This window comes from Alteromonas sp. HB246098 (genome assembly GCF_054890645.1).
This window is the reverse complement of sequence record NZ_JBTZUG010000004.1, coordinates 13,532-27,578: the sequence shown is the minus strand read 5'-3', so window position 1 is coordinate 27,578 and position 14,047 is coordinate 13,532. Positions and strand designations below refer to the sequence as shown.

The window sequence follows — 14,047 nt, the reverse complement described above, 5'->3', positions numbered from 1 at the left end:
CGTAATAACGTAATGAATTAAATAATCAAGGATATATGTTAAAAAAATACCGCTGTAATGCGGCATTCATTTTAAACTTTGGTCACTACCAATGCGACTTCTCCCGCACTAGCAGGGTTTACAGTAAAGCGGTAAGTACCTGTAGTAGAGGGAGTAAATTGTAAGTTCTCTGAGCCTTGCTCACAGACTAAATAGGCGGTAGAGCCTAGCATCACCGGCTGACCTTTATATTTGCCACCACAGCTCTGTGAGGGCGTCCATTTTGCATCAGACAATCTGAAATCGTAAGGTTGTCCGTCGGCAATCAGTTCAACATCTACTGTCCAACCTAAATCTGATGGTTTGAACTTATAGCTTGCATCGGCTTCCCACCAATTAAACACGCCTCTTAAAAACATGTTTTCAAATTGAATGCGTGGCACTTCCGGTGCTATTTCTGGGATCTTAAAACTTCCACTGCTTGAGCACGCCGACAGGGCTATGCACATAGAAGCAATAGTTAGTAACTTTTTCACAGTTTCTCCCTTTATAAAAAAGCCCAACGTAAGGGTTGGGCTTTCATTTATTGCAGCATTAAACTGCATTAACGTTAACTAGCCTTATGACTTCGCAAGAATTGAAATATCTGCGGTAGTAAGGAAAAGTTGCCTCAAAAGCGATAGCAAAGCAAGTCGGTTATTCTTAACTGCTTTGTCATCTGCCATAACCATTACGTTATCAAAGAAGTTATCGATTACATTACGTAGCGTAGCAAGTGCCGACAGAATGCGTGTGTAATCATGCGAAGGTAGCGCGTTATCCACTTCTTTTTGTGCGGCTTTTAAGTCAGCATAAAGCGCTTTTTCAGCATCTTCAGCTAAAAGTGACTCATCAATGTTAGCCAAGTTAGTCACATCTACTTTTTGCTTAGCAAGAATATTTGCTACGCGTTTGTTAGCGGCAGCTAACGCCTCTGCCTCTTCTAATGCCTTGAATTTATCAACCGCATGGACACGAGCTAGATAATCAGATGGCTTAGTAGGGCGACGGGCTGCTACGGCTTGAATAACGTCAATGGCGATAGCTTGATCTTGTAAGAGGGCATTGAAGCGACCTAATACAAAATCAACAACCTGCGTTTGTGTTTCAGCATTTGTTAACTTATCGCCATACACATCGATAGCTTTACTTACTAGCGTTTCAAGATCTAGCGGCAGTGACAGCTCAGTGACAATACGTAGTACACCGATGGCTGCACGACGAAGCGCAAACGGGTCTTTATCACCTTTTGGCAGCTGGCCAATACCGAATATACCAACTAGTGTATCAAGTTTGTCAGCAAGGGCTACTGATGCGCTTACGCCAGAACTAGGAAGGGTGTCGCCAGCAAAACGCGGCATGTATTGTTCGTACAGCGCTTCAGCAACAGGTGCATCTTCACCGTCGTTTAACGCATAGTATTTACCCATAACGCCCTGAACGTCTGGAAACTCCATAACCATGTTCGACATTAAGTCGGTTTTAGCTAGAAGACCAGCTCGTGCTGCTTGAGTTTCATTCGCATCTATCTGCGAAGCGATAAACGCCGATAGGGCAGAAATACGTTCAGACTTTTCTTTAAGCGTTCCAAGCTGCTTTTGGAATAACACGGTTTCTAAGCTTTTAAGGCGGCTTTCTAGCGTTGTCTTTTTATCGCTGTTAAAGAAGAACTCTGCATCGGCAAGGCGAGGGCGGATAACCTTCTCATTACCTGAGATAACTTGAGATGCGTCATGGCTTTCAATATTCGTCACAAACAAGAAAGTGTTAGAAAGTGCGCCATCACTATCAAGCAGCGGCACATACTTCTGGTCGTCCTTCATTGTGTAGATAAGTGCTTCTTTCGGCACTTCTAAGAATCCCTTATCGAATCCTGCTTGCAGCACTACAGGCCATTCTACCAGGGAAGCAATTTCTTCCAGCAGTTCTTCGTCGTAATCTGGCTTAAGCGATAAGTTTTTGGCTGCGTCTTCTAATTGCTGACGCACTTTATCTTTACGCGCCTCAAAATCTGCCAACACATATTGTTGCTCTAATGCAGAGGCGTAGTTGTCGGCATGATCAAGCTCAAAACGACCTTCGCCGTGGAATCGATGACCTTGAACAACGCGGCCGCTTGTTAGGCCCAATACTGAAACGTTAACCACTTCGCTTCCATAAAGCACACAAAGGGTGTGCACAGGGCGAATAAATTGAGTGTTGTAGTTACCCCAGCGCATAGGCTTTGGAATAGGTAACTTGCTTACTGCTTGATTAATCAAACCTTCTAACAACTCAGCAATAGTTTGACCAGGCACATGTGCTTTATGAAGAAGCCATTCACCTTTATCCGTAACCAAACGCTCTGCGTCAGAAACGTCTATACCGTTACCGCGTGCCCAACCTTGAGCTGCCTTAGTGGGGTTGCCATCAGCGTCAAATGCCGCAGATACTGCTGGGCCGCGCTTCTCTACTACTTTGTCAGCCTGACCTTCAGCAAGACCTGAAACGTAAACCGCTAAGCGGCGAGGGGCGGCAAACCAGCTAACTGAGTCAAAGCTTAAGTCAGCTTGGCTAAGTGCTGCTTCAAATTGTGTGGCGAAGGCTTCGCCCAAAGACTTAAGTGCTTTTGGTGGTAACTCTTCAGTACCTAATTCAACTAAACAATTTTCTGTACGCACGCTTATGCCTCCTTGTTACATAGCGGGAAGCCTAGTGCTTCACGTGCTTGGTAATAGCTCTCTGCACACGCTTTAGCCAGCGTACGAACGCGAAGAATATAGCGTTGGCGTTCTGTTACTGAAATAGCATGACGTGCATCAAGCAAGTTAAATGCGTGAGATGCCTTCATAACCTGCTCATAAGCGGGTAGCGGAAGGTTGTTCTCAATTAGCTTTTTACTTTCGGCTTCACACTCGTCAAAAGTTCTAAACAGGGCTTCCACGTTGGCGTGTTCAAAGTTATACGTAGATTGTTCTACTTCGTTTTGATGGAATACATCACCATAGGTGACTTTACCCATTGGGCCATCAGTCCATACTAGATCATAGATACTATCTACACCTTGAACGTACATAGCTAGTCGCTCTAAGCCGTAGGTGATTTCACCAGTAACAGGCTTACATTCAAGGCCGCCTACTTGTTGGAAGTAGGTGAACTGAGTCACTTCCATACCGTTAAGCCATACTTCCCAACCTAGTCCCCACGCACCAAGCGTCGGTGATTCCCAGTTGTCTTCTACAAAGCGAATATCATGAACCAGCGGATCAAAGCCTAACTCTTTCAAAGAGCCCAAGTACAACTCCTGAATATTGTCAGGTGAAGGCTTAAGCATTACTTGGAACTGATAGTAATGCTGTAAGCGATTTGGGTTCTCACCGTAACGACCATCGGTGGGTCTACGGCATGGTTGAACATAGGCGCTACTCATTGGCTCTGGACCTAAAGAACGTAGGAATGTCATAGGGTGAAAAGTACCTGCACCCACTTCCATATCCAGAGGCTGAATAATAACGCAGCCCTGACGCGCCCAATAATCTTGAAGCGCAAGGATCAACCCTTGAAAGGTTTTAATATCGTATTTCTGCATACATCCGCTGCTTATTAGTTAACTGACTTAAAATTGAGGTGGGATAGTATACAATTTGTGAGGCATAGTATGTAGGTGTAAAGGGTGAAAAAACGTCACGAATACAGGCAATATGCCACTTCACAATAAGGATTTAATCTTAAGCCATGACCAATCAATTAAAAACAGCACAAAACAGGCCATTACACCGATGCGGTTGGGTGAGCAATGACCCTATTTATCTGGCTTATCATGACAACGAATGGGGTGTACCTGAGCTAGATAGCCGAGCGCTGTTTGCTAAATTATGCCTAGATGGTCAGCAAGCAGGCTTGTCTTGGTTAACTATCCTTAAAAAGCAGCAGAATTTTGAGCGGGCATTTCACCAGTTTGATCCTGAGAAAATCGCGACGATGGGCCCTACTGATGTCGAAAGGCTAATGCACGACAGCGGTATAATCAGAAACAAGCTTAAAATAGAGTCTGTTATTAAAAATGCTAAAGGGTATCTGGCCATAGAAGAAACACAGTCATTTAGCGAGTTTATTTGGCAATTTACAGGCGGACGTACTGTGATAAATGCTTGGGATAACTTTAAGCAGGCCCCCACCTCTACCGACGCATCGAAAGCGATGTCAAAAGCATTAAAAAAGCACGGGTTTAATTTTGTAGGCGAAACAATTTGCTACGCTTTTATGCAGGCAGTGGGAATGGTTAATGATCACGAAGTAGGGTGTCACTGTTATCAGCGTACCTGTGACTTAGCGATAAAGTGATATGGTAAGGGACACAACATTGAGTATAGAAATTAATTCATAAAAAACAAAAAAGACCGAGCACCTAGTGATGTTCGGTCTTTTTTATATATGCCTGTCGCTAAAGCTTTTGTTTTTACGCAATAGCGTTACATTCTTATTGAGCGCTTATCAAGGTTTCACAGTAGGCTTTAAGCGGTGGCAATTCATCCAATACCTTAGACTCGTATTCAGACTCAATTTGTTCTCGTGCGATATCCTGTTTTCTTCGCTCATTTTTGGGAAGTTGTTGCCTTGCCTCTAAAATCGCGAAGCCACTGACTTCGGTAAAAAGTGCGTGAACTTGCGGATACTGCGCTTTAAAGTCAGGTGGTGAATTAATAGGAAGGGCGTTAAGCAAATTAACGATGCGAATAACACCTTCTGATAAATCACATTGTTGTTGTTCCATTGCTTTAGCAATCACTATGATGCTATCAGTGATATTAGCAATGCGAGATTGCCTTGCGGCTTCCTGTCGAGCTTTCTGCTGCTTCAGCATAAACAGCAGTTTGCCTGCGTAAAAGCCAAGCCCGACAATAATGAGTAGCGCAATGCCTGAAAGTACTGCCCAAAGCATAACGTTTTCCTGTTTCTATTAATGCTTAAAGTCGTCGATGTTAATAGCGTCTAAATCGTTAAACGGATCCATATCGTCGTCTTCATCATCTTCTTCCACTATACCTAACAGATCGCAAAGGATGCGATGGCGCGCCATTTTTTCATCTACGTATGCTTGTTGCTCGCGAGTAAGCGGCTTGTCATCATCAAGCTTATCAAGTAAATCTGTTAAGCGTTGGTCCGCTTCTAGAGCGGCCAACTCTTGGGCTGGAGTAGCGTACTTTTTCTTTTGAGCTGGGGTTGGTGTTACTGCTGTTTTTACAAGCTGAACGGGCTTCTTGCTGCCGTGACGAGGATCTTTATTCTCAGCGCTCTTTTTGCCAGTTACTTTTTTCTGTTCAACATTGTGACGACTACCTGCAGGCTTGCCCTTGTGTTTTTTAGGGCGAGGCGAGTCTGATTTACGGTTTTCGCTAGGTTTAAAGTCAGGGTCTTTACGAACGCCGATTTGACCGACTTTACGTGATTTCTTTGAACGTGCCATAATTTCCAAATAACAAAGAGAGTGAAAAAACAACGCTATTATAGCGCGAATTAGTGTCTACGTATTGATCTTTGGGTGTGCGGTTAAAAATCAATACACCATAAAGGTAGTCATAGATAATCTATTTTAGCGCTTCTTCAATAGGACAACGTCATTTGCTGGAAAACTCACATCATAACCGTATCTTTGTGCTAGGAAGTGAAAGGTTTTTTCGCTGAAGAAGCTTACATGTGTGATGTCGTTTTTATAATGCCAATTTGCAAAGCGGGCTTTATCGAGCACGCGTTTTGTCATGATGGCAAGAACCCCGCCAGGGGCAACAAGTTTGTTGAACAGCGCCCATTCCACGTGAGGGGCGTGAAAGTGTTCGATAGCCTCAGTACAAGTTACAATGTCGTAGCTTCTCTTAAGTACCTTTAAGGTCGGGGCATAGAAGGGGTCGTATGTACTCATATTCACCCCTTCATCTGACAGCATGCTTGCGAGAACAGGCGCCGGGCCACAGCCAAAGTCTAATCCAGATAGCGCTGGCGCGTTACTCGCTTTTATAAAAAGTGAAAGCGGCGTTAAAACCTTTCCTAAAAACTTTCTATATCCTTCATCTTCGAAGCTGTTTTCGTGAAGATCATATTCCTGTTTTTCTATTTCTTTTGACGGCAGGAATGCAGGTGAAACATAAACAAGGTCGCATTGATTACAATGAAGGTATTCCCGCTTTTTATCAGTATGGTAGTGAGACGATGTATTAGCGCTTTGACATAAAGGACAAGACATAAAGGGCGGATATTAATAAAGGGGCTAAAAAAGAAAAAGGTGATGGTTTTCACCATCACCTTACATTGTATGAGTGTCAGATGACACCTCTCCCGTTATACACATCTATGTGTAGCTGGCTTCCCTAGCTGTGCTCCCCTTATTTTTATTTTTAGCAGAGCTGTATTGTTGTTTTTGGCCCTCGTGGCTCTTTATCCCGTCTTCCATGCTGCATTTTTATTATTATTCTTGTTATTTAGCTTGTAGATTTTCGAAGGCACCTACAAACTACGCCGTTAGATTACACGAATAATTTTAAAATACAACTTTTTCGGTAACAAAAATTTAACAACAACGTGTGAAAACGGTAAGGCTTAGTGTAAGCCTGCGATATAGTTAGATAAAATTTCGATATCTTCGTCGGTTAATTTCATCGCAATATCACGCATCATGCCATTCATATCGTTGTGACGTTGACCAGAACGGAAAGCCTTTAGCTGAGATGCAGTGTAGGTAGCATGCTGTCCGCTGATGTCAGGGAAGCCTGCTAATGCCATACCGTTACCTTTAGGTCCATGGCAAGCGATACATGCTGTTACGCCACGTGACTCGTCACCACCTTGATAAAGTGCGCGTCCAGCTTCTACATATTGCTCAGGCGTTTCGCCCGCTTTAGGCTCTTGGCTTGAGAAATAAGCAGCTAGGTCTTTCATGTCTTGCTCTGATAGTGGAGCAGCCATGCCATTCATAACAGCATTGTTACGACCTTCCTCGCCACCCGTTTGAGAGGCAAGTTTAAATTCGGTTAATTGCTTAACAATGTACTTCTCATGCTGGCCAGCAAGTTTTGGGTTCATGTCAATCATGCTGTTGCCATCAGGGCCATGACAGGCTGCACATACTGCAGATTTCGCTTTACCTGCCTCGGCGTCGCCTTCTGCCATAGCAGTTGCGCTCAAACCCAAAGACATACACACCAACAAACACAGTTTTTTCATAATAAATCTCTTAAATGGATCCAACGGCTCGCGTGATATACGTGATATCATGCGTATTTTACACATTTAACGCGTCAGAAAAACCTATTCCATGATAAAACTATGGTTTTTAGCTGGTTTATTCATTAAAAAACTGTAAACCGAAGGTTGAGACGCATGTGGAGGTAAGTCTAGATGTCGTATTACACCAAAGCAAAATTCTTTACGAGTGCACCTGACATTCGTCATTTAAAGAATGACAGCGGTATTGAAGTTGCGTTTGCGGGTCGCTCGAATGCGGGCAAGTCGAGTGCGCTAAATACATTAACCCGTCAAAGAAACTTGGCGAGAACCAGTAAAACACCAGGTCGTACTCAATTAATCAATGTATTTGAATTAGAGGAAGACTTACGCCTTGTCGATTTGCCGGGTTACGGATTTGCTAAAGTCCCGGTTGCGATGAAAAAGAAGTGGCAAGCGTCATTAGGTGAATACCTTCAAAAGCGTAAGTCGCTAAAAGGTTTGGTGGTGCTAATGGATATTCGTCATCCTTTTAAGGATTTAGACCAAGACCTCATTCATTGGGCTGTGGCATCAGATATTCCAGTACTCGCGCTTCTTACTAAAGCCGATAAACTCAAAAGCGGAAAGCGCAAAGCACAACTATTAATGGCCCGTGAAGCTGCTATGGCATTTATGGGTGATGTGACGGTACAAACCTTTTCATCATTAAATAAACATGGTTTACCAGAGCTAGAGCGTATCTTAGATTCATGGTTTGGGTTGGGCAAATCAGTTGATGAAGACACATCCGATAGTGAAGTCCAGTAACGTTAACGGTGAATTTCACTTGTGCTGACTTAGTGTATTTAGTGGGAAAACTAGATGCGCTAGAAAAAAGAACGCCCCGCATAGAGCGAGGCGTAAACTGAGAGAAAACACATAAAAACCGTAGATATAGAGTAGCAGTAATCAAAGAAGTTCAGGAAAAATAGAAAGAAAAATCACTTAAATTGTTATGTGTCTGATATTTAAGGGTTATTTGTTTTCTACAGACATAAAAAAACCCCGACAAAACTGTCGGGGTTAAAGCAAAGGTTTGAAAACAGCTTTCTCACCTCTGTACCCTACATGTGTAATATTACAACAAAGCACAGAAAAGGCAAGGGCGTTATGTAATTAAATTACCAAATTTAATGAAAATGAACGGCCTTTTAATGTGAAAACTGTAATCTAATTACCAAACTAATGAGCTTCATCCCAGTTTTCGCCCACTCCAGCCTCAACAACCAGTGGTACATTAAGCGTAGCTGCGCTTTCCATAAGTGCAGTAATAGTAGAGACATAGGTCTCAACCTTGTCTTCTTTTATTTCGAAAACCAATTCATCATGCACTTGCATCATCATGGTTACATCGTCAGATGCATTTTTTCTGATCCAGTCGTCAACTTTAATCATGGCCATTTTAATAATGTCTGCCGCCGTACCTTGCATTGGCGCATTGATTGCTGCGCGCTCCGCACCTTTGCGGCGTGCGCCATTACTTGCTTTAATATCAGGCAAGTATAGCCTGCGACCAAATACGGTTTCTACATAACCCTTTTCTTTTGCACTCTCACGAGTAGAGTCCATATATTCAAGCACACCAGGGTAGCGCTCAAAGTAAAGGTCCATGTATTTTTGGGCTTCGTTGCGTGGAATATTAAGTTGTTTAGATAGTCCAAACGCACTCATACCGTAAATTAAGCCGAAGTTAATCGCTTTTGCACTGCGTCGCTGCTCGGTCGTTACCTCATCAAGCGGTACGCCGAATACTTCCGCAGCGGTTGCTTTGTGTATATCTTTGCCATGAGCAAAGGCATCAAGTAGGCCTTTATCGCCGGAAAGGTGCGCCATAATACGCAGCTCAATTTGAGAGTAGTCAGCTGCGACAAACTTATTTCCTTCCCTTGGAACAAAAGCCTGGCGTACGCGACGACCTTCTTCATTGCGAATAGGAATATTTTGTAAATTAGGATCGGTTGAAGAAAGACGCCCTGTTGCCGTTACCGCTTGATGATAAGACGTATGCACCCGACCTGTACGATGATTGATCATCTTAGGAAGTTTATCGGTGTAGGTATTCTTTAGCTTAGTTAAGCCGCGGTATTCCATGATCTTTTTAGGCAGCGGATACTCAAGCGCCAGTTCTTGAAGTACATCCTCAGAAGTAGAGGGCGCTCCTTTTGGCGTTTTCTTGATAACTGGCAGCGACATCTTTTCAAATAGAACATGCTGAAGCTGTTTTGTTGAGCCTAAGTTGAATGGCTCGCCCGCTTCCTCATGAACCTCACTTTCTAGCTCGGCAATACGACTAGCAAGATCTTGGCTTTGTTGACTAAGTCTCTGGCTGTCAATCAGTACGCCTTCTTGCTCCATGCGAGAAAGAACGCACGCAAGAGGAACTTCAACGTCTATCAACAAGTTTTTAAGCTCCGGAATATCTTTTAACTTTGTCCAAATAGCGTTATGTAAGCGAAGCGTAATATCAGCATCTTCTGCTGCATATGGGCCTGCTTCTTCTAGGTCAATTTGGTTAAAGGTAAGCTGTTTTGCGCCTTTGCCAGCAATTTCTTCAAAGTGAATGGTTTTATGACCAAGATAAGCTAGAGCTAGTGAGTCCATATCGTGGCGCTGGGCGGTGCTGTTTAGTACATAGCTTTCAAGCATGGTGTCGAAGCCAATGCCATTTAAGATTATGTCATAGTTTGCTAATACATTTTTATCGTACTTAATATGCTGGCCTACTTTGATAACCTTGTCTGATTCCAAAATAGGTTTTAATGCCTCTAATACAAACTCACGCGATAGCTGTGCCGGTGCATCTGGGTAATCATGGGCTACAGGTACGTAAGCTGCTTCACCTTCCTCTATACAAAATGAAACGCCAACTAATTCGGCATCCATGTAGTTAAGGCTAGTAGTTTCGGTATCAAAGGCAATTAATTCTGCTTTTTCAAGCTTAGCAATCCAAGCGTTAAAGCGCGCTTCATCAAGTACGGTTTCGTATTTCGATTTGTCGATATCTACCGAAGTACTTTTCTCACTTTCTTGTGCACTGCTGTTATCTTCACTGCTAGTCGTTTCACTATTTGAGGTATCACCGCCCGCCATAAGCGCGCTTACTTCTGTATGCCAGCGTTTAAATTCATACTCAGCAAATAGATCGCGAAGTTGTTCGATATCAGCTTGGCTAGGCATCAAGGCTTCAACATCATAGTCTAGGTCAAGATCGATGCTAATAGTGGCTAGGGTATAAGAGAGTCGTGCTTGCTCCTCGTACTCCTGCATTTTAGCCGCCATTGACTTGCTACCTCTAAACGATAGATCGGCGATTTTATCCAAATTCTTATAAATATCGTCGATACCGCCAATACCATTAAGTAAGGCTTGAGCACTTTTATCGCCTACACCAGGTACGCCGGGTATGTTATCTACCTTGTCGCCTTTTAGTGCAAGGAAGTCGATCACAAGCTCTGGTGGAATGCCAAACTTAGTATTTACACCTTCAACGTCCATTACCTGATTGGTCATGGTGTTGATCAAGGTGACATGTTCATTCACCAATTGCGCCATGTCTTTGTCACCGGTGCTGATAAGGGTATCAATACCTTTCTCTGTGGCATGTTTGGCTAAGGTACCTATAACGTCGTCCGCTTCTACGCCCGACTCGACAATGACAGGTAAGCCCATTGCCTTGATGATGGTATGTAATGGTTCGATCTGGCTTCTTAGCTCATCCGGCATAGGTGGACGATTCGCTTTATACTCTTTGTAGATGTCGTCGCGAAAAGTTTTTCCTTTGGCATCAAAAATTACCGCCATGTGCGTAGGGTTGTATTGCTTGATCAAGCTTTTGAGCATGTTCACAACACCATAAATGGCACCGGTATCTTGGCCTTTTGAGTTCGTTAATGGTGGTAAACCGTGAAAGGCACGAAAGAGATATGACGATCCATCGACAAGAATAAATGGAGGCTTTTTAGAATCTGGCATAGCGGGCGATTTTCCAATATACAATATGAGCGCAAGGATGCCACAGGCTAGGGCAGATCGCCATATCATGAAGTAAGATTAAACGTGACAGCCGATCACAATTCGCCTGTGGATAACTTTGTGATCTAAAGTTTCAGACACAGAGATCCGGATGATCTTTGTCAAGTTAAAGATCACCTTCTAAATCAAGAAAAATAAGGGAATGAGACTAAGGTGTGAAAACAGCGTACCTGCTACTAATCATTCCATTTTGTGTGGATAACTTGGTGTACGTTTATTTTTGGTTTAACCAAGTTGGTCAAGTAATGTAGCATAACCGTTAACATTGTATACACGTATTTATAAGAACTTTTTTTGTACACTTGTGTGTTTAATAGCCAAATTTTGAATAAGTAGATGGCATAACGTCTAGGAGGACAATATGAAACAAGTAGCCGTTATTTTAAGTGGTAGTGGTGTGTTCGACGGGGCAGAATTACATGAGGCGGTATTAACGCTTCTAGCCATTGAGCAAGAGGGGGCATCTTATCAATGTTTCGCGCCCGATGTAGAGCAACTTCACGTGGTCAATCACTTAACCGGTGAAGTGGCGGAAGGTGAAACCAGAAACGTATTGGTAGAGTCAGCCCGAATAGCTAGAGGCAATATAAAGCCTGTCACTGATTGTGACGTTAATGCATTTGATACACTTATACTGCCTGGGGGCTTTGGTGCGGCGAAAAACCTTTGCACCTTTGCTGTAGACGGTGATAAATGTACCTTTAACGAAGAGGTTCTTGAGGTCTGTAAGGCATTTGCACAAGCTAAAAAACCTGCAGCTTATGCGTGTATTGCACCCGCATTAGCCGCTAAAGTGTATAGCAACAAGACTAAGCTAACTATTGGCGACGATGAAGCCACGGCTTGCGGCTTGAATGCCTTAGGTGCCACTCACGTGGAGTGTCCGGTAGATGAGGTTGTCGTGGACAATGATGCAAAGTTGGTAACCACACCTGCCTATATGCTGGCCCAAAGTGTTAGTGAAGCGAATGCGAGTATTAGCAAAATGGTCAAGACTGTACTTGCCATGAAATAGAAAGCTTGGGGCTGGCTTTTCTGAACCGTAAAGTTAAGCTCCATTCTATATAATTAGCTTAATGTTGTGGGGAGACAAAGGTTTCCCCTTAGTGATTATAGTCCTATAATCAAAACCCTATGCGAAACACATTAAGTTTACCTTTTTTGTTTTAGGTAACGACGTTTGTTTTTTGGAAGTCAGTTCAAAAAGCATTAAAACTAGGGCACTTAAGCCCTTATGCGCGCTATAAAAATAAAGGCATAATAAACAATGCACTACCGTGCCATCATACGAATACTCGGGTTACTAATAGCGCTTTTTAGCGTAACCATGATCCCACCAGCTATTGTGTCGTTGATATATCAAGATGGTAGCGGTCTTCCTTTCACTCTCGCTTTTATATTCTGTGTCATTGGCGGCATGGCCTTGTGGTATCCCAATCGTCAGCAAAAAAATGACTTAAGAGCGCGAGAAGGGTTTTTAATAGTCGCGCTATTTTGGTCAGTACTGGCAAGCGTGGGTGCAATTCCACTTATCTTGCTTGAGCAACCTAGCATGACAGTAACCGATGCTTTTTTTGAATCGTTCTCTGGCCTGACGACCACTGGTGCTACGGTTATCGAAGGGATAGATTTTCTCCCTCATTCAGTGCAATTTTATCGTCAACAGCTACAGTGGCTAGGCGGTATGGGTATCATTGTACTAGCCGTTGCCATATTACCTATTCTTGGTGTTGGGGGCATGCAGCTGTATCGAGCTGAGACACCGGGCCCGGTTAAAGATAACAAGATGACGCCGCGTATTGCCGATACGGCAAAGCATCTATGGTATATCTACCTCACTATAACCATTGCGTGCGCGGGGGCATATTGGCTTTCAGGTATGAATGTATTCGATGCTATTTGCCATGCATTCTCAACCGTAGCCATTGGTGGGTTTTCTAACCATGATGCGAGCTTAGGGTACTTCAACAGCCCTATGGTAAACGTGGTTTGTACAGTCTTTTTACTTATTGCTGCGCTGAATTTCTCGCTGCACTACGCCGCGGTAAGTTCACGCTCAGTGAAAGGCTACTTTAAAGATCCAGAATTCAAAGCGTTCTTTATTATTCAAGCGTCGCTAATTAGTATTTGTTTTCTAGTACTAACTCTATCAGGCTACTATAGTTCCGCTGAGCAAGCCTTAGATCAAGCTATGATTCAGGCCGTGTCCATTAGCACGACGGCCGGATTCGCCACTACTGACTTTTCTGTATGGCCTACGTTTTTACCCATAATGCTTATTTTTTCTAGCTTCATAGGCGGTTGCGCCAGCTCTACAGGTGGTGGCTTAAAGGTAGTACGTGTGTGCTTATTGTTTTTACAAGGCAAGCGTGAAGTAGATAGACTTATCCACCCTAAAGCCGTGTACAGTGTTAAGTTTGGTGACCGTGCTATGCCGGACAGAGTGGTAGAAGCTGTATGGGGGTTTTTCTCGGCTTACGCCGTAGTATTTGTGGTAATAATGATAGGTCTAATTGCTACAGGTTTAGATAACCTCAGTGCTTTTACTGCAACGGCGGCCATGCTTAATAACTTAGGCCCAGGCCTAGGCAGTGTGGCAGCAAATTATGCCGATGTAACTGATGCCGGTAAATGGATCCTAATAACGGGTATGGTGTTTGGTCGACTAGAAGTTTTCTCATTACTGGTACTATTCTCGCCTACGTTCTGGCGAAGCTAATATCTAGAATTGAAGGCTTTGCTAAGTCTTACGGTTTAA

Annotated in this window: 12 protein-coding genes; 4 read left to right on the top strand and 8 right to left on the bottom strand. The window is 43.4% G+C overall.

Annotated elements, in window-relative coordinates:
- Positions 1-71 precede the first annotated feature (71 nt).
- The 3 genes from ACYTPF_RS10055 to glyQ all read right to left on the bottom strand — a co-directional run bounded on the left by ACYTPF_RS10055 (position 72) and on the right by glyQ (position 3,586).
- Complete coding sequence (locus tag ACYTPF_RS10055) at positions 72-515, bottom strand: hypothetical protein (protein ID WP_461852120.1); 444 nt, start codon at positions 513-515, stop codon at positions 72-74.
- A gap of 84 nt (positions 516-599) precedes the next feature.
- On the bottom strand, positions 600-2,678 hold the full coding sequence (gene glyS / locus ACYTPF_RS10050) for a glycine--tRNA ligase subunit beta (RefSeq protein ID WP_461852119.1): 2,079 nt from the start codon (positions 2,676-2,678) through the stop codon (positions 600-602).
- A gap of 2 nt (positions 2,679-2,680) precedes the next feature.
- Entirely contained in the window at positions 2,681-3,586 is a 906-nt protein-coding gene (gene glyQ / locus ACYTPF_RS10045) for a glycine--tRNA ligase subunit alpha (protein WP_014947716.1), read from the bottom strand.
- 146 nt (positions 3,587-3,732) lie between these two features.
- On the opposite strand from glyQ, the gene ACYTPF_RS10040 reads away from it, so the two are divergent.
- Positions 3,733-4,341, top strand: a complete 609-nt coding sequence (locus tag ACYTPF_RS10040) for a DNA-3-methyladenine glycosylase I (protein ID WP_461852118.1) — start codon at positions 3,733-3,735, stop codon at positions 4,339-4,341.
- A gap of 136 nt (positions 4,342-4,477) precedes the next feature.
- On the opposite strand, the gene ACYTPF_RS10035 is transcribed toward ACYTPF_RS10040, so the two are convergent.
- From ACYTPF_RS10035 to ACYTPF_RS10020, 4 genes are all read right to left on the bottom strand, one after another.
- Positions 4,478-4,939: a DUF2489 domain-containing protein gene (locus tag ACYTPF_RS10035; RefSeq protein WP_179981868.1), complete on the bottom strand. Its 462-nt coding sequence runs from the start codon at positions 4,937-4,939 to the stop codon at positions 4,478-4,480.
- 18 nt (positions 4,940-4,957) lie between these two features.
- Entirely contained in the window at positions 4,958-5,464 is a 507-nt protein-coding gene (gene yihI / locus ACYTPF_RS10030) for a Der GTPase-activating protein YihI (RefSeq protein ID WP_179981869.1), read from the bottom strand.
- 126 nt (positions 5,465-5,590) lie between these two features.
- Positions 5,591-6,238: a class I SAM-dependent methyltransferase gene (locus ACYTPF_RS10025; RefSeq protein WP_461852117.1), complete on the bottom strand. Its 648-nt coding sequence runs from the start codon at positions 6,236-6,238 to the stop codon at positions 5,591-5,593.
- 353 nt (positions 6,239-6,591) lie between these two features.
- A complete protein-coding gene (locus ACYTPF_RS10020) occupies positions 6,592-7,215 on the bottom strand; it encodes a c-type cytochrome (RefSeq protein WP_179981871.1) in 624 nt (207 codons plus the stop codon).
- Positions 7,216-7,389: 174 nt separating this feature from the next.
- Between ACYTPF_RS10020 and yihA the strand changes: the two genes are divergently transcribed.
- Positions 7,390-8,025, top strand: coding sequence for a ribosome biogenesis GTP-binding protein YihA/YsxC (gene yihA, locus ACYTPF_RS10015; RefSeq protein WP_179981872.1), 636 nt, complete (start codon positions 7,390-7,392; stop codon positions 8,023-8,025).
- Between the two features lie 414 nt (positions 8,026-8,439).
- On the opposite strand, the gene polA is transcribed toward yihA, so the two are convergent.
- Positions 8,440-11,229, bottom strand: a complete 2,790-nt coding sequence (gene polA / locus ACYTPF_RS10010) for a DNA polymerase I (RefSeq protein ID WP_461852116.1) — start codon at positions 11,227-11,229, stop codon at positions 8,440-8,442.
- A 421-nt stretch (positions 11,230-11,650) separates the two neighbouring features.
- On the opposite strand from polA, the gene elbB reads away from it, so the two are divergent.
- Together elbB and ACYTPF_RS10000 are read left to right on the top strand one after the other, a co-directional pair.
- The gene (gene elbB, locus ACYTPF_RS10005; protein ID WP_179981874.1) at positions 11,651-12,304 is read left to right on the top strand and encodes an isoprenoid biosynthesis glyoxalase ElbB; all 654 of its coding nucleotides are present in this window, start codon (positions 11,651-11,653) and stop codon (positions 12,302-12,304) included.
- A gap of 252 nt (positions 12,305-12,556) precedes the next feature.
- Positions 12,557-14,008, top strand: a complete 1,452-nt coding sequence (locus tag ACYTPF_RS10000; RefSeq protein ID WP_179981875.1) for a TrkH family potassium uptake protein — start codon at positions 12,557-12,559, stop codon at positions 14,006-14,008.
- Positions 14,009-14,047: the final 39 nt, after the last annotated feature.

Bases quoted from the DNA above. Each gene is read 5' to 3' on its own strand.
- elbB (WP_179981874.1), top strand. From the start codon at position 11,651: ATGAAACAAGTAGCCGTTATTTTAAGTGGTAGTGGTGTGTTCGACGGG.
- polA (WP_461852116.1), bottom strand. From the start codon at position 11,229: ATGCCAGATTCTAAAAAGCCTCCATTTATTCTTGTCGATGGATCGTCA.
- glyQ (WP_014947716.1), bottom strand. From the start codon at position 3,586: ATGCAGAAATACGATATTAAAACCTTTCAAGGGTTGATCCTTGCGCTT.
- ACYTPF_RS10025 (WP_461852117.1), bottom strand. From the start codon at position 6,238: ATGTCTTGTCCTTTATGTCAAAGCGCTAATACATCGTCTCACTACCAT.
- yihA (WP_179981872.1), top strand. From the start codon at position 7,390: ATGTCGTATTACACCAAAGCAAAATTCTTTACGAGTGCACCTGACATT.
- ACYTPF_RS10040 (WP_461852118.1), top strand. From the start codon at position 3,733: ATGACCAATCAATTAAAAACAGCACAAAACAGGCCATTACACCGATGC.
- yihI (WP_179981869.1), bottom strand. From the start codon at position 5,464: ATGGCACGTTCAAAGAAATCACGTAAAGTCGGTCAAATCGGCGTTCGT.
- ACYTPF_RS10035 (WP_179981868.1), bottom strand. From the start codon at position 4,939: ATGCTTTGGGCAGTACTTTCAGGCATTGCGCTACTCATTATTGTCGGG.
- ACYTPF_RS10000 (WP_179981875.1), top strand. From the start codon at position 12,557: ATGCACTACCGTGCCATCATACGAATACTCGGGTTACTAATAGCGCTT.
- ACYTPF_RS10020 (WP_179981871.1), bottom strand. From the start codon at position 7,215: ATGAAAAAACTGTGTTTGTTGGTGTGTATGTCTTTGGGTTTGAGCGCA.